At 76.2% G+C, this 13,534-nt stretch carries 19 protein-coding genes; 7 read left to right on the plus strand and 12 right to left on the minus strand.

Annotation, left to right across the window (positions count from 1 at the left end; translation table 11 throughout):
• Positions 1–5 precede the first annotated feature (5 nt).
• Positions 6–974, minus strand: coding sequence for an aldo/keto reductase (locus ACI791_RS05140; RefSeq protein WP_456585056.1), 969 nt, complete (start codon positions 972–974; stop codon positions 6–8).
• Between the two features lie 36 nt (positions 975–1,010).
• The gene (locus ACI791_RS05145) at positions 1,011–1,799 is read right to left on the minus strand and encodes an oxidoreductase (RefSeq protein WP_456585057.1); all 789 of its coding nucleotides are present in this window, start codon (positions 1,797–1,799) and stop codon (positions 1,011–1,013) included.
• A 65-nt stretch (positions 1,800–1,864) separates the two neighbouring features.
• On the opposite strand from ACI791_RS05145, the gene ACI791_RS05150 reads away from it, so the two are divergent.
• Positions 1,865–2,416 carry a histidine phosphatase family protein gene (locus tag ACI791_RS05150; protein ID WP_456585058.1) on the plus strand — a complete coding sequence of 184 codons (552 nt, stop codon included), beginning with the start codon at positions 1,865–1,867 and terminating at the stop codon, positions 2,414–2,416.
• 37 nt (positions 2,417–2,453) lie between these two features.
• Here the strand turns inward: ACI791_RS05150 and ACI791_RS05155 are convergent, their stop codons facing one another.
• The 6 genes from ACI791_RS05155 to def form a co-directional block, all read right to left on the minus strand.
• On the minus strand, positions 2,454–2,657 hold the full coding sequence (locus ACI791_RS05155; protein ID WP_347059194.1) for a hypothetical protein: 204 nt from the start codon (positions 2,655–2,657) through the stop codon (positions 2,454–2,456).
• A 103-nt stretch (positions 2,658–2,760) separates the two neighbouring features.
• On the minus strand, positions 2,761–3,273 hold the full coding sequence (locus ACI791_RS05160; RefSeq protein ID WP_456585059.1) for an FKBP-type peptidyl-prolyl cis-trans isomerase: 513 nt from the start codon (positions 3,271–3,273) through the stop codon (positions 2,761–2,763).
• A 135-nt stretch (positions 3,274–3,408) separates the two neighbouring features.
• The gene (locus tag ACI791_RS05165; protein WP_456585060.1) at positions 3,409–3,738 is read right to left on the minus strand and encodes a tetratricopeptide repeat protein; all 330 of its coding nucleotides are present in this window, start codon (positions 3,736–3,738) and stop codon (positions 3,409–3,411) included.
• Positions 3,739–3,776: 38 nt separating this feature from the next.
• Entirely contained in the window at positions 3,777–4,955 is a 1,179-nt protein-coding gene (locus ACI791_RS05170) for a glucose-1-phosphate adenylyltransferase family protein (protein WP_456585061.1), read from the minus strand.
• Between the two features lie 10 nt (positions 4,956–4,965).
• Complete coding sequence (locus ACI791_RS05175; RefSeq protein ID WP_456585062.1) at positions 4,966–5,100, minus strand: FBP domain-containing protein; 135 nt, start codon at positions 5,098–5,100, stop codon at positions 4,966–4,968.
• 30 nt (positions 5,101–5,130) lie between these two features.
• Positions 5,131–5,688 carry a peptide deformylase gene (gene def, locus ACI791_RS05180; RefSeq protein WP_456585063.1) on the minus strand — a complete coding sequence of 186 codons (558 nt, stop codon included), beginning with the start codon at positions 5,686–5,688 and terminating at the stop codon, positions 5,131–5,133.
• A gap of 67 nt (positions 5,689–5,755) precedes the next feature.
• On the opposite strand from def, the gene ACI791_RS05185 reads away from it, so the two are divergent.
• The 4 genes from ACI791_RS05185 (at position 5,756) to ACI791_RS05200 (ending at position 10,114) form a co-directional block, all read left to right on the plus strand.
• Positions 5,756–6,772 (plus strand): cobalamin biosynthesis protein, encoded by a 1,017-nt coding sequence (locus ACI791_RS05185; RefSeq protein ID WP_456585064.1) that lies wholly within the window; start codon positions 5,756–5,758, stop codon positions 6,770–6,772.
• Between the two features lie 334 nt (positions 6,773–7,106).
• Entirely contained in the window at positions 7,107–7,820 is a 714-nt protein-coding gene (locus ACI791_RS05190; RefSeq protein WP_456585065.1) for an ANTAR domain-containing protein, read from the plus strand.
• A 117-nt stretch (positions 7,821–7,937) separates the two neighbouring features.
• The gene (locus tag ACI791_RS05195) at positions 7,938–8,603 is read left to right on the plus strand and encodes a lysophospholipid acyltransferase family protein (RefSeq protein ID WP_456585066.1); all 666 of its coding nucleotides are present in this window, start codon (positions 7,938–7,940) and stop codon (positions 8,601–8,603) included.
• Positions 8,600–10,114 carry a cobyric acid synthase gene (locus ACI791_RS05200; protein WP_456585067.1) on the plus strand — a complete coding sequence of 505 codons (1,515 nt, stop codon included), beginning with the start codon at positions 8,600–8,602 and terminating at the stop codon, positions 10,112–10,114. The genes ACI791_RS05195 and ACI791_RS05200 overlap by 4 nt, the downstream gene beginning before the upstream one ends.
• On the opposite strand, the gene ACI791_RS05205 is transcribed toward ACI791_RS05200, so the two are convergent.
• The gene (locus ACI791_RS05205; protein WP_456585068.1) at positions 10,101–10,490 is read right to left on the minus strand and encodes an acyl-CoA thioesterase; all 390 of its coding nucleotides are present in this window, start codon (positions 10,488–10,490) and stop codon (positions 10,101–10,103) included. The two genes, ACI791_RS05200 and ACI791_RS05205, sit on opposite strands and share 14 nt — an antisense overlap.
• Positions 10,491–10,530: 40 nt before the next feature.
• Between ACI791_RS05205 and ACI791_RS05210 the strand changes: the two genes are divergently transcribed.
• Positions 10,531–11,154, plus strand: a complete 624-nt coding sequence (locus tag ACI791_RS05210) for an MSMEG_1061 family FMN-dependent PPOX-type flavoprotein (RefSeq protein ID WP_456585069.1) — start codon at positions 10,531–10,533, stop codon at positions 11,152–11,154.
• A gap of 7 nt (positions 11,155–11,161) precedes the next feature.
• Here the strand turns inward: ACI791_RS05210 and ACI791_RS05215 are convergent, their stop codons facing one another.
• The gene (locus ACI791_RS05215) at positions 11,162–11,359 is read right to left on the minus strand and encodes a hypothetical protein (protein WP_347059176.1); all 198 of its coding nucleotides are present in this window, start codon (positions 11,357–11,359) and stop codon (positions 11,162–11,164) included.
• A gap of 172 nt (positions 11,360–11,531) precedes the next feature.
• Here ACI791_RS05215 and ACI791_RS05220 point away from each other — a divergent pair, with 172 nt between their 5' ends.
• Positions 11,532–12,035 carry a type II toxin-antitoxin system PemK/MazF family toxin gene (locus tag ACI791_RS05220; protein WP_456585070.1) on the plus strand — a complete coding sequence of 168 codons (504 nt, stop codon included), beginning with the start codon at positions 11,532–11,534 and terminating at the stop codon, positions 12,033–12,035.
• A gap of 7 nt (positions 12,036–12,042) precedes the next feature.
• On the opposite strand, the gene ACI791_RS05225 is transcribed toward ACI791_RS05220, so the two are convergent.
• Together ACI791_RS05225 and ACI791_RS05230 are read right to left on the minus strand one after the other, a co-directional pair.
• The gene (locus ACI791_RS05225) at positions 12,043–12,258 is read right to left on the minus strand and encodes a hypothetical protein (protein ID WP_347059173.1); all 216 of its coding nucleotides are present in this window, start codon (positions 12,256–12,258) and stop codon (positions 12,043–12,045) included.
• A 141-nt stretch (positions 12,259–12,399) separates the two neighbouring features.
• The gene (locus tag ACI791_RS05230; protein ID WP_456585071.1) at positions 12,400–13,464 is read right to left on the minus strand and encodes an AbrB family transcriptional regulator; all 1,065 of its coding nucleotides are present in this window, start codon (positions 13,462–13,464) and stop codon (positions 12,400–12,402) included.
• Between the last annotated feature and the right edge of the window lie 70 nt (positions 13,465–13,534).

The following is a 13,534-nucleotide window of genomic DNA, read 5'->3' on the forward strand; positions in this document are numbered from 1 at the left end:
GCAGCTCAGCGCCCGATGCGCTCCCGCACGCCGTCCAGCAGCGTGCGGACCGCCGAGACGGGCCTGAACGCCCGGGCCGCAGCGGTCAGCGCCGCCACCTCGTCGTGGGCCAGCCGCAGCTCGTCGGCCGCGGCGTTGGACTCCAGCTGCTCCACGCTGGACGCGCCGGGGATGACCACCACCCGCGGCTGCGCGATCAGCCAGCCCAGCGCCACCTGCGCGGGGGTGGCGTCGTGGGCGTCGGAGACCTCCCGCAGGACGCCGAGCAGGGGCGCCACGCGCCGGAGGTTCTCGGTGCCGAACAGCGGGTTGACCGCCCGGACCCCGCCCGGCCGGCTCTCCACCGAGTAGCGCCCGCCGAGCAGGCCCTGCGCGAGGGGGCTGTAGGCGATCACCAGCCGGTCCTCGCGCTCGGCGAAGGGCACGAGGTCCGCCAGCGGCCCGGCGTGCGCCAGGGAGAACTGCACCTGGTTGGCCACCACCGGCACACCGAGCGCGTCGTCGGCGGCACGCCAGCGGTCCAGCGAGTAGTTGGAGACGCCGGCCGCGCCGATCCGCCCCTCGTCCAGCAGCACCCGCATCCCCGGCATCGTCACGGTGTCCGGCACCACCGGGTTGGGCTGGTGCACGTGGTAGAGCGGGATGCGGTCCACACCCAGTCGGCGGGCGCTCCCGGCCCAGCGCTGCCGCACCACCCGCGGGAACGGCGCCACCGGAAAGATCTTGCTGGCGACGACCACCTGGTCGCGCTCCTCCCCCAGCGCTTCGCCCAGGATCGTCTCGCTGCGCCCGAAGCCGTAGACCTCGGCGGTGTCGAACAGGGTGATGCCCAGCTCGCGCGCCCGGCGGACGATGTCGCCGGCCGCCCGGTCAGCGTAGGTGTCGCCGTAGCCCCACTCGCGGGAGCCGAACTGCCAGGTGCCCAGGCCGATGCGGCTCACGGGGCCGAGCCCGGGGACGTCCAGGGTGCGCATGTGTCGAGTCTCCCGTTCCGGCGCGCGGCGCTCTGCTCAGCCCCGGAGCAGGCTCTCGCAGATGGCCAGGCCCTCGAGCGCGCCGTGCTCGGTGGCCCGGCAGCAGTGCACGAGCCAGGCGGCGACGCCTTCGGGCCGGCCGGAGGCGTAGCCGGCCAGCGCCTCGCCGTAGGCCTCCCGGCCCAGCTCGGCGAACCCGACCTCGGGCACGGACACGGCCTTGGGGTCGAGCCCGCGGGCGATCCCGGTCAGCCGGGCCGCGCCCCGGGCGACGACGCCATCGGCGGTGCCGAACGGGGCCAGCGCGGCCAGCTCGCCGTGCACCAGCCCGGCGACGACGACGGCGGGCACGGTCGTGGCGCCGGTGACGACGGAGAACAGGCCGGAGAGCCGGGCCCCCGCGTGGGGTGCCGGACGGCCGAGGTCGGCCCGGTCGGCGAGGTCGGCGGCGGCCAGCACGTGCAGCCGGGCGAGCACCTGCCCGGGCGCCTTCGGCCAGGTCTCGACCATCGAGCCCAGCGCCGCGGAGACGCGCAGCGACCCCTGCACCACCGGGTCGCCGACCGAGCCGGCCCGCAGCTTCGCCAGCGGCACGTCCACGCCGGCCAGCGCAGCCGAGGCACGCGCACCGCGCAGGGCCGACTCGGTGCTCACGCCCGCCGACTCCCGGCGCAGCACGCGGTGGCCCAGCAGCCGGTCGATGCCCGCGCGGGCGGCGTCCGCGGCTGCCCGCACACCCGGGAGGTCGAGCAGCGGGGCCAGCGGGTCGGGGGGGCCCGGACGGGCGGTGGGGCGCGCGGCACCGGGGCGGACGGGGATGGTCACACCCACGACGGTACGAGGCGGGCCGTCACCTCTCGCAGACCCCTGCCCTACGCTGCCTCCTTGCCATGGCCTCCCCCATCACCCTCCTGCTCGTGCGGCACGGGCAGAGCGAGTGGAACGCCGCCGGGCTCATGCAGGGTCAGACCGCGCACGTGCCGCTGACGCCGCTGGGGCACACGCAGGCCGAGGCGGCGGGGGCGGAGCTGGCCCGGCTGCGACCGGGCGCCCTGCTCTCCAGCGACCTGCTCCGCGCGGTCCAGACCGCCGAGCACTGCGCCCGGGCCACGGGGCTGTCGTTCAGCACGACTCCCGCCCTGCGCGAGCAGGGCTACGGGGTGCTGGAGGGCCGGGCTTCCCACGAGCTGTGGGACGTCGTCGACTGGTCCGACGCGCACTGGTCGGCCGAGGACGGCGAGAGCTTGGCGGAGCTGCACGCGCGGGTGGCGGCGTACCTGACCCAGCTGTGCGCCGAGCCGCCGGCCGACGTGGTCGCGCTCGTGACGCACGGGGACACGATCCGTGCCGCCCAGGCAGTGGCGGCCGGGCTCGGACCGGACGCGATGCCCGCGATCACCCCGCACAACGGCTCGGTGACCCGGCTCGAGATCTGCGAGTGAGGACGACCCGGCCGTGCGGCCGGGTCGTCGTCGGCGCTCAGCGACGCCGCAGGAAGCCCTGCACCATGCGTCCGATGCCACCACCGGAGCCAGCGGGAGCGCGTCCGCGCCCCGTGCCCATGCCGCCGCGCGTGGTGGCGCGGCCCATGCCGCGCCCCGGGCGGGCGGCGCCCCGTCCCCCGCGGGCCGCACCCCGGGTCGCGCTCTGCGCCGTGCCCATCAGCTTTCCGAGAATGCTCATGGCCAGCGGGTGCCCACCGCCGAGCGGACCGACGCAGCGCCGGGGTGGACTGTCGGCGTGGCGCGGCGCGTCGTCACACTGCGCGCATGAGCGGGTCGCCGTCTCAGCTGGCAACCTCCACCAGGTCGATCACGAAGACCAGCGTGGAGTCGGCCGGGATGGGTCCGCGGGCCTGGTCGCCGTAGCCGAGCTCGCTCGGGATGGCGATCACCCGGCGTCCCCCCACCTGCATGCCGGTGATGCCCTGCTCGAAGCCGGGGATCACCTGGCCGGCACCGAGGGTCACCGGCAGGGTTTCGTCGACCGCGCGGCTCCAGGAGGAGTCGAACTCCTCGCCGGTCTCGTAGAACGCGCCGACGTACTTCACCGCGACGGTGCTCCCGTCGACGGCCTCGGCGCCGTCACCGACGACGACGTCCTCGACGACGAGCTCCGTCGGCGGCTCGGCGTCGGTTGCGGGCACCTCGGGGGCGACCGAGAGGTCGGGACTGACCTCCTCCGCCACGGCCGTCGCCCACTCCCCGTTCGACGACCCCGCCTCGTCGCCGCCGCAGGCGGTCAGGACGACGGAGACCATCAGGGCGAGCAGGGCCCCGGGAACGGTGCGGCGGGTCATGGGAACTCCTGGTCGAGCGCGGGCTCGGATCGGGACCGGGACGGCGCGCGGGGCGGCCCGTGTGGATGCGGAGGGGACGACGGCCCCCTGACGCCCATCGTCCCAGAACCGTCCGGCGCGCCCGGGGGCCGTCGGTCAGGCTGCGCCGAGGGCGTCGGCCATCCGGTGGTGGGCAGTGGCCTCGCCCGCCCGGCTCTGCCGCTCGAGCGTGCGGGCCAGGGCCCGGCGGGCCCAGCCGTTGCTGGGCGCCAGCTCGACCAGCCGGCTCAGCGACTCCTCGGCGGCACCGAGCTGCGCCGAGCCGTAGTAGGCGCGGGCCAGCAGCTCCAGGGCCCCCTCGTTGCGCGGCTCGGCGTCGACGACCGGTTGCAGGATGCGCGCGGCCTCGGCGGGCTGACCCATGGCGAAGAAGAGGTCCGCCCGGAGGAACTCCGAGTGCAGGTCGATCTCGAAGTGCTGGGTCATGCACCGCGCAACACGGCCGGGGCCCGGCCGCTTCCCGCTCACTCCTCCGGTTCGGGGTAGCGGGCGCCGGCGGCCAGTTCGGTGCCGCCGGCCACCCGGGACCTGCGCCCGACCAGCGTGATGTCGCCGTCCCCGCCGATCGATGCGCCGCTCCCGACGTCGACCGCGTCGTCGAGCACCGACCGGGTCACGGTGGCCCCGGCCCGGACCCGGACACCGGGCAGCAGCACCGAGTCGACGACGGTGGCACCGCGCTCGATCACGACCCCCGGCGAGACGACGGAGCCGCGCACCTCGCCGCCGACCCGGGTGCCACCGGAGATCAGGCTGTCCTCCGCGACGGCCCCGGACAGCACCCGAGCCGCGCTGTGCCGCCCACCGCGGGTGTGCACCGGCCAGCGGGGGGCGTCCAGGTCCAGCGGCGGCTCGGCGGCGATGAACTCGCGGTGGGCCTCCCAGTAGGCCGGGATGGTGCCGACGTCGCGCCAGTAGCCCTGCAGGGGAAAGGCGCGGGCGAGGCCGTCGGCCGTCTGCGCCGGCAGCAGGTGGGAGCCGAGATCCTCCAGCCCCTCCTCCCCGACGTCGGCGTTGAGCGCCTCCAGCCGGTCCAGCGTGGGGGTCGGGGAGAACACGAAGACCTCGTTGGTGGCGGTCGTCGTCGCCGGCTCGTCCGGCTTGTAGGCGTAGCCGTCGACCTTGCCACCCTCGCCCACCTCGACGATGCCGTAGCGCGGCGCGTCGTCGGGCGCAACTTCGGTCGTGACCATCGTGACCTCGGCGCCGGAGCCGAGGTGCGCCTCGACGACCTCCCGGTAGTCGAGCTTGTAGACCGCGTCGGCGCTGACGACGACCAGCGCGTCGGCGTCGAAGGCCCGGATCAGCTCCGCGTGCCGCCACAGCGAGTCGGCGGTCCCGGTGTTCCAGCCGCCGCGCTCGGTGCCCTTGTACGGGGGCAGGGTGAGCAGCCCGCCCGTCGTCCGGTCCAGGTCCCACGGCCGGCCGTTGGACAGGTGGTCGTGCAGCGACGTGGGGTGGAACTGGATGGAGACCCAGACGTCGGGGATCTGCGAGTTCTGGCAGTTGCTCAACGGGAAGTCGATGAGCCGGTAGACCCCCGCGAAGGGCACGGCCGGCTTCGCCCGCTGCTCGGTGAGCAGTTCGAGGCGGCCTCCGGCGCCACCGGCGAGGACGAGGACGAGGATCCGCGGGAGCGCCATGCACCCGTCGCTACCCAGGCGCGGGCCTCCGCACCCGCTCCGAGCACCGCCGGTCGGCGCAGACGTGGGTGCCCACGGTGATGCCGTTGCGGCCGGCCTCGCCGGTGCGCCGGGCCGTGGACAGCGGGGACGCCGCCGCGCTCACCCGGTTGTCCGGCGCCGGGGAGCCGGCCCCTCAGGCGGGCAGCTCGCCGCCCGGCCCCGCGGCCTCGGCGAGCAGCCGCTCGCGGTGCTCCTCGGGCAGCAGGTCGACGTACACGGTCCCGTTCAGGTGGTCGACCTCGTGCTGCAGGCAGCGGGCGGCCATCCCGGTCGCCTCGATGGTCACCGGATCGCCGTGCAGGTCGACGCCGTCGACCCGGGCGCGGAAGGCCCGGGGCAGCTCGGCGTACGGCCCGGGCACCGAGAGGCAGCCCTCCTCGGTGACCTCCTCCGCGGGATCGTCCCCGGCCGGCGGGAGCAGGGTGAGCGACGGGTTCACGACGTAGCCGACGACGTCCTCGCCGTCGGCGTCCGGGCAGTCGATGACGAAGACCCGGGCGTCCACCCCGATCTGGTTGGCGGCCAGCCCGACGCCGTCGGCGGCCTCCATGCTGGCGAACATGTCGAGGACCAGCCGCCGCAGCGCGTCGTCGAAGGTGGTCACCTCCGCGCAGCGCCGGTGCAGGACCGGGTTGCTGCCGTAGGTGACGATCGGCCGGGCGACGCCGTCGTAACGGCCGAACAGGCGCATGACGACCGATCCTAGGGACGCCGTCCCGCCCGGCGGGAGGTTCCGGGGCGCTTGGCACCATGGCGCCGTGCCGCGCCCCGCCCCCGACCCCGCGACCACGCTCGGCCTGGCCCTGGGCGCGCTGGCCGATCTCGCTCTCGCCGATCCCCGGCGCGGGCACCCCGTGGCCGGTTTCGGCTCCGTCGCCGCCGCGCTGGAGCGCCGTACCTGGCGCGACTCGCGCGCCGCGGGGGCGGTCCACTGGGCCGTGCTGGTCGCCGGCGCGACCACCGTCGGGGTGGCCGCCGACCGCGCCACCCGGCGGCGCCCGGTGCTGCGTACCGCGGCCACCGCGGCCGCGACCTGGGCGGTGCTGGGGGGCACGTCGCTGGGCCGCGCGGCCGGACGTATGCACGACGCCCTGGCCGCCGGCGACCTCGCCGCCGCACGGGCCACCCTGCCGAGCCTGGCCGGGCGGGAGCCCAGCGCGCTGCTCGAGCCCGAGCTGGCCCGCGCGACCGTCGAGTCGGTGGCCGAGAACACCTCCGACGCCGCCGTCGCCCCGCTGTTCTGGGGGGCCGTCGCAGGCCTGCCCGGGCTGCTCGGCTACCGGGCCGTGAACACCCTGGACGCGATGGTGGGCCACCGCTCCCCCCGGTACCGCCGCTTCGGCTGGGCCTCAGCCCGCGCCGACGACGTCGCCAACTGGGTGCCCGCCCGGCTGACCGCCGCCCTGACCGTGGCGTGCGCGCCGCTGGTGGGAGGCTCAGCCGCCGGGGCTTGGCGGGTGTGGCACCGGGACGGCGCCGCCCACCCGAGCCCGAACTCCGGCCGGTGCGAGGCCTCGCTCGCCGGGGCGCTCGGCCTGCGGCTGGGCGGCCGCAACGTCTACGGCAGCCGGGTGGAGGACCGGCCGGCCCTGGGCGACGGCCGGGCCCCGGCGTCCAGGGACGTACCCAGGGCCGTGGCGCTCTCCCGCGCGGTGTGGACGGCGGCCGCGATCGCGGCCACGCTCGCGCGGCGCCCCTGGCGGGTACGGCGGCGGTGCAGCAGTCCCCGCAGCCGCGGGCTCACCGGGAAGCCGGCCGGATCGACCCGGGGATGAGCTCGGCCGCGGTGGGCCTGCTCGCGGAGCCGGAGCCGGAGCCGGAGCCGGTACTGCGCGAGCGGGCCGGCCCCGCCGCCGTCCCGGCGCAGCCGCTCACCGTCGTCTGAGTCGAGCCCCGGCCACACGGGGTCGCGACACCCCGGGCCGGGGGGCCGCCCAGCAGACCTGGTTTCCGACCACCCGGCGTGGCGCTGCGACCACACCGACGGAGACGTACGGTCCGGGAGTCGGAAGGGTCGGCCCCGCGGGGCCGGAGCACCGGGTGTCGAGCAGCCGGCGGCCGGCGCCTGCCGGGTACTGGAGCGCCTTCCACCGAGGAGGTCGGCAGACGGTGTCACCCGCGCTCCCCCGGGCCCGATCCGCGGGCTCCCGCACGACGCACGGCCGCGGGCCGGAGTCGTCCCGCACCATCACCCGGCACACCGCTGCCCCGGCGGCCGCGGCGGGCCGGTACCGCTACGACCGGCAGGCCGGCAGCTGGTGGTGGTCGCCGGAGATGCACGAGGTGCTCGGTCTCGACGCCGGCGTGACCACTCCCTGCACCGAGGCGCTGCTCGGTGCCCAGCACCCCGACGACGGGAGCCGGTTCCTCGCCGCCCTCACCGCCTGCGGATCGGGACGCCCGTTCGTGCTCGAGTGCCGGATCGTCCACCCGACGCGTGCCCAGCGGTCGGTCGTGCTGGTGGGCGAGCCCGACCGGGACGACGCCGGCGACGTGCGCGCGGTCGAGGGCATCTGCGTGGACATCACCGACTGCCGCCCGCCGGCCCGTGCTCCGCAGGGGGCCGACGAGCTGCGCGCCGAGATCGCGCAGCTGCGCACCGCCATGGCCAGCCGGGCGGTCATCGAGCAGGCCAAGGGCATCCTCATGGTGCTCACCGGCTGCCCGGAGCAGGTCGCGTTCGACCTGCTGGCCCACATCTCCAGCCACACCCACCGCAAGGTGCGCGAGGTCGCCCAGGTGCTCACCGGCTCGGCGGCGGGGCACGGCGGGCTGCCGGACGACGTCGGCGCCATCCTGCGGGACGCCTGCCCGCCGGCCTAGCCACCCGCCCCCGCCCGCCGCCGGAGCCGCCGCCCGGCCGCCGGACGGGTTCCGGCAGGATCCGGATCGGCCCGTGGTGTCCGCAGCCGCGGCGCGGAGCCGCCGAGGGGAGCCCCGATGTTCTACGTCCTGGCCACGTTCGTGCTGCGACCGCTGTTCCACGTCCTGTGCCGGCCGCAGATCACCGGGCGCGAGAACGTGCCGCTGGACCGCCCGGTCATCCTCGCCAGCAACCACCTGTCCTTCATCGACAGCATCGTGATCCCGCTGGCCGCCCCCCGCCGGGTGGCCTACCTGGCGAAGGCCGAGTACTTCACCGGCCGGGGGTTCGGCGGGTGGCTCACCCGGACGCTGTTCACCGCGCTGGGTGCGCATCCGGTCGAGCGGGAGACCCACCGGGCCGCGCAGGCAGCTCTGGACACCGCGCTGGGGATCCTCCGGGGCGGCACCGCCTTCGGCCTCTACCCGGAGGGCACCCGGTCCAAGGACGGCCGGCTGGCCCGCGGCAAGACCGGGGTCGCCTGGCTGGCGCTGACCGCCGACTGCCCCGTCGTCCCGGTCGCGGTGCACGGCACCGACAAGGTGCAGCCGGTCGGCGCCCGCTGGCCCCGCCCCCACCGCATCGCGATCACCTTCGGCGAGCCGCTGACCTTCCCGGAGCTGGCGGGGCAGGCGAACCGCAACCGCGCCCGCCGCGAGGTGACCGACCGGATCATGGTGGCGATCGCGGAGCTGTCCGGTCAGGAGACGGCCGGCTGGGACGTCCCCCGCGACGCCGCGTGAGCGGGGCGCTGCTCGTCGCCGGCACCACCTCCGACGCCGGCAAGTCGGTAGTCACCGCCGGTATCTGCCGGTGGCTGGCGCGCCAGGGCGTGTCGGTGGCGCCGTTCAAGGCGCAGAACATGAGCAACAACTCCATGGTCACCCCCGACGGCGCCGAGATCGGCCGGGCGCAGGTGATGCAGGCGGCCGCCGCGCAGGTCGAGCCGGAGGCGGCCATGAACCCGGTGCTGCTCAAGCCGGGTGGCGAGAACTCCAGCCAGGTCGTGGTGCTCGGCCGCCCCGTCGCCGACGTGACCGCGCTGTCCTACCGGCCGATGAAGGCGGCGCTGCTCGAGCAGGTGCTCAGCAGCCTGGCCGACCTGCGGTCGCGGTTCGACGTCGTCGTGTGCGAGGGCGCGGGCTCGCCCACCGAGATCAACCTGCGGGCAGACGACATCGCCAACATGGGGCTGGCCACCGCCGCCGGTCTGCCGGTGGTCGTCGTCGGGGACATCGACCGGGGCGGGGTCTTCGCCGCCCTCCACGGCACGGTGGCGCTCATGCCCCCCGAGGACCAGCGGCTGGTCGCCGGGTTCCTGGTCAACAAGTTCCGCGGGGACGTGCGGCTGCTGCGTCCCGGGCTGGACCAGCTGGCCGCGCTCACCGGGCGGCCGGTGCTCGGGGTGCTGCCCTGGCTCGGCGGCCTCGAGCTGGACGTCGAGGACTCGCTGAACGTGCCGGCCGCGACGGCCGGGACGGCGCCGCTGGGGGACGACGTCCTGCGCGTCTCGGTCGTCCGTCTGCCGCGGCTGTCGAACTTCACCGACCTCGACGCGCTGGCCGCCGAGCCCGGCGTGCTCGTGCGGTACGCGACCCGCCCGGAGGAGCTCGCCGACGCCGACCTGGTCGTGCTGCCCGGTACCCGCGCGACGGTCGGGGATCTGGCGTGGCTGCGCAGTACCGGCCTGGCCGACGCCGTGCTGCGCCGCGCCGCCGGCGGCACGCCGGTGCTGGGCATCTGCGGCGGGCACCAGATGCTGGCCCGGACGATCACCGACGAGGTGGAGTCCCGGGCGGGGACCGTGCCCGGGCTGGGGCTGCTGCCCTCCGACGTCCGCTTCGCCCGGGCGAAGACCCTGGGCCGCCCGGTGGGCTCGGCGCTGGGTGAGCCGGTGCACGGCTACGAGATCCACCACGGGGTCGTCACCGTGGACCTCGGCGCCGCCCCGTCCGCCGAGCCGTTCCTCGACGGCGCCCGGGCCGGCGCCGTCTTCGGGACCACCTGGCACGGCGCGCTGGAGAACGACGGCTTTCGCCGGGCCTTCCTCGCCGAGGTCGCCCGGATCACCGACCGCCGGTTCGTGCCGGCGCCCGACACCGACTTCGCGGCCGTCCGCGAGGCCCGGCTCGACCGCCTCGGCGACCTGATCACCGAGCACGCCGACACCGACGCGCTGTGGCGGCTGATCGAGTCCGGGCCTCCCCCCGGGCTGCCGCTCCTGCCGCCGGGCGCGGGCTTCAGCCCTCGGTGAGCCGCGCCCGCACGTCCTCCGGCCAGGGGGTGGCGCGGCCGTCGGCGACGGAGACGTAGGTGGTGCGGACGACGCAGCAGACCCGGTCGCCCACGCGCACGGTGAAACGCACCGTCGCGCTGGTGCGGCCGACCTCCTCCGTCTCGGCGTCCACGGTGACGGTGTCGCCCCAGCGGGCGGACGACGTCCACTCCAGCGAGCTGGCCTTGACCACCGGGTCCACACCGCGGGTGACCAGCTCGTCCCACGTCAGTCCTTGAGCGGCCCACCACCCGTTGGACGCCTCGTCGGCCCACGTCAGGTAGTGGGCGTTGAAGACGACGCCCTGCTGGTCGCACTCGACGTATCGGACCGGGGAGCTCCACACCTGCGCCACGAGGCGCCACGCTAACCGGGCGACCGTCTACCGTCGTCGCGTGCCCAACGTCCCGCTGCCTCCGCTGTCCACCGACGACCCGGTGCTCGCCGGGTACCGGACGCCGGGCGGCCTGGTGCTGGACAAGGTGATCGACCACCTGGACGCCCACTGCCGGGAGTTCATCGCGCACGCCCCCTTCGCGACGCTGTCCACCGCCGACGCCGAGGGCTGGCCGGACGTCTCCCCGCGTGGGGGCGACCCGGGCTTCGTCCACGTCCTCGACGAGCGCCGGCTCCTGCTGCCGGACCGGCCGGGCAACAACCGGGTGGACAGCCTGCGGAACGTGACCGTCAACCCGCGCGCCGCCCTGATGTTCCTGGTCCCCGGCGTCGAGCAGACCCTGCGGGTGTACGGCACCGCGACGCTGGTCGCGCCGGAGGAGCTGCCGGTGGACCTCACCGAGTTCGGCCGGGCACCGCTGTCGGTGCTCGTCCTGGAGGTGCGGCGGGCGTACTTCCAGTGCCCGAAGTCGGTCATGCGCTCGGGCCTGTGGGACCCGGCGCGGCGGGTGGACCCCACGGCGCTGACGTCGTTCGGCCGGGTGCTCCGGGACCACTGCGCTCTGGAGCACGACCTGCCGGACGACGCCACCATCCGGGGGGAGCTGGCCGAGGAACTCTAAAAGACCCTCAGCCGGCGCGCAGGTCCCGCGCGAGCTTGCGGTCGGCCACCGCCCGCTCGGCGAGGGCCCGCACGCGCAGCCGCCGGCGCCTGCGGCCGGAGCCGAAGTACCGTGCGTCCTCCACCAGCTGGAAGGCGGCGAGAACGCTCGCCTGGACCTCTCGCGCCCGCGGGATGGCGGGACGGGCCGGCTCGGCCGAAGTCATGGGCACCCCTTTCTCCCGGGGCCCGTGACCTCGCACCCCGCCCGTGCATGGTGCCCCCCTCTCGGTGCCGCCAACCCCGACGGTGACCAATTGGTGCCGATGTGTCACATGTGACACCCGGTGGCCGTTTCGTGCTGCGCCTCCTCCGCCCGGCCGTCCGTACGGTCTGCCCATGGCAGCTTCTCCGCACCGGGTCCGGACGGCGATGCGCGCGGTCGGCCGCGTGCTCGGCGCGCTGCGACGGGCCTCCTCCGCCCACCCCGTCGGCCGCACCCCGCGGTCCGCCCCGCCCGCGCCCGACGTCAGCTACCGGCCGCACGACGACGGCCGCCCCGACCCCGGCGAGGTGGTCTGGGCGTGGGTGCCGTTCGAGGAGGACGACGGCCGGGGCAAGGACCGCCCGGTGCTGGTCATCGGCCGCCGCGGGAACGAGCTGCTGGGCCTGATGCTGAGCAGCCAGGACCACGACCGGGACGCCGCCGACGAGGCCCGCCACGGGCGGCGGTGGACCGACGTGGGCACGGGCGCCTGGGATCCGCGGGGGCGCCCCAGCGAGGTGCGGCTGGACCGGTTGCTGGTGCTGGACCCGGCGAGGGTCCGCCGGGAGGGTGCGGCGCTGGACCGCGCCCGGTTCGACCGCGTGGTCGGCGAGGCGCGCCGCGTGCAGGGCTGGTGAGCCCCGGTCAGTCCGCGGCCGACTCGTCCCGCGCCGGCCGGCGCGCCTGCGGACGCAGGTTGTAGACGCCCACGCCCTCGCTGAGCGGCTCCAGGTCGTAGCGGTGCACGACCTTGGGCCCGCCGTGCAGGTGGACGTGGGTCACCGTCGGGAGCGGGTCACCGTGCCGGGCCTCCCGGATCTCGACCCTCCCGTCCAGGGGGCCGCCGACGAACAGCAGCACCGAGTCGTCGGTGCCGGCCTCCGCAGCGGCTCGGTTCTGCTCGGACAGCTGGGTCTCCTCCCCCTCGTGCGCCGACCCACGAGGGTAGGCGCGGACCGGCTGCCCGTCAGAGCCGGCCGCGGCGCCGTCACCCGCGACGGCTCAACCGGAGGGCGACCGCCGGAGCCAGCGGGCGACCAACGGTGCGCTGAAGAGCATGACGAACAGCCGCAGCACCTGGACCGACAGGACGAAGGTGATGTCGGCACCGGCGTCGCGCGCGGTGGCCAGCACCGCGTACAGCCCGCCCGGCGTGGTGGCCAGGTAGCCGTCGAGCGCCGTCACCCCGGTGACCGCGGCCAGCAGCCCGCCGAGGCCGGCGCAGGCGAGCACCAGGGCCAGCGTGATCGCCAGCGCGAGCGGCAGGGCCCTCCCGATCGCCCGGAGGCTCTCGCGGGTGAAGCTGACCCCCACCTGCAGGCCGATCACCAGGAAGGCCGCCGCCTCGACGAGCGCGGGCACCTCGGCCCCGCCGGAGAGGCCGCTCAGGTCGGCGACAGCGGCGGCGACCAACGGGCCCAGCAGCGCGGCGACCGGCACGCGCAGCAGCCGCCCCACGACCAGCCCGGATACGGAGCAGGCCACCGTGAGCACCAGGCCGGCGGGCCAGCCGGGGCCGGCGGCGACCCCGACAGCCGGCCCCGCACCGGCGGTGGCGCCGTAGGCGGTGGTGGCGACGACGGGCATCAGCAGCACGATGAGCAGCACCCGGAGGTACTGCAGGACGGCGACCATCCGCTCGTCGGCTCCGAGGTCGCGGGCCATCACCACGATCCCGGAGGCCCCGCCGGCGATCATCGCGAACGCCCCGGTCACCGGGCTGATGCCCCGGTGCAGGCGGAGCGCCACCCCGGCCAGGAGGCTGAGCAGCAGGGTCGCCACGGTGACCAGCAGGACCGGCAGCCAGTTCGCCACCACCCCCCGCAGCGTGCCGACGTCGACCAGCGCGCCCAGGGCCACCCCGATGACCGCCTGCGCGGCCGTGGCGGCGGGTTCGGGCACGCGCGCCGGGGACCGCGCGCCCAGTGCGCGGACCAGGCCCACCACCAGGCCGCCGAAGAGCGCCGGCGAGGGCAGCCCGGCGAGGCCGAGCAGCAGCCCCAGCCCCGCGGCCGCGGCGACCACGAGCGCCGCGTCGAGCAGCCTCGCCCCGCGCCTGCTCCGCACCCCACCCCCGCTCCGCACTCCGCCCGTCGGCGGTCACTCTGCCGGGGCGCCGGGCGCTCCGCGCGGAGTC

Source organism: Blastococcus sp. SYSU DS0973, assembly GCF_054051055.1.

Coding starts and splice junctions, on each gene's coding strand:
- ACI791_RS05140 (WP_456585056.1), bottom strand. CDS start 974: ATGCGCACCCTGGACGTCCCCGGGCTCGGCCCCGTGAGCCGCATCGGC.
- ACI791_RS05150 (WP_456585058.1), top strand. CDS start 1,865: ATGGCCTCCCCCATCACCCTCCTGCTCGTGCGGCACGGGCAGAGCGAG.
- ACI791_RS05155 (WP_347059194.1), bottom strand. CDS start 2,657: ATGAGCATTCTCGGAAAGCTGATGGGCACGGCGCAGAGCGCGACCCGG.
- ACI791_RS05160 (WP_456585059.1), bottom strand. CDS start 3,273: ATGACCCGCCGCACCGTTCCCGGGGCCCTGCTCGCCCTGATGGTCTCC.
- ACI791_RS05165 (WP_456585060.1), bottom strand. CDS start 3,738: ATGACCCAGCACTTCGAGATCGACCTGCACTCGGAGTTCCTCCGGGCG.
- ACI791_RS05170 (WP_456585061.1), bottom strand. CDS start 4,955: ATGGCGCTCCCGCGGATCCTCGTCCTCGTCCTCGCCGGTGGCGCCGGA.
- def (WP_456585063.1), bottom strand. CDS start 5,688: ATGCGCCTGTTCGGCCGTTACGACGGCGTCGCCCGGCCGATCGTCACC.
- ACI791_RS05195 (WP_456585066.1), top strand. CDS start 7,938: ATGTTCTACGTCCTGGCCACGTTCGTGCTGCGACCGCTGTTCCACGTC.
- ACI791_RS05215 (WP_347059176.1), bottom strand. CDS start 11,359: ATGACTTCGGCCGAGCCGGCCCGTCCCGCCATCCCGCGGGCGCGAGAG.
- ACI791_RS05220 (WP_456585070.1), top strand. CDS start 11,532: ATGGCAGCTTCTCCGCACCGGGTCCGGACGGCGATGCGCGCGGTCGGC.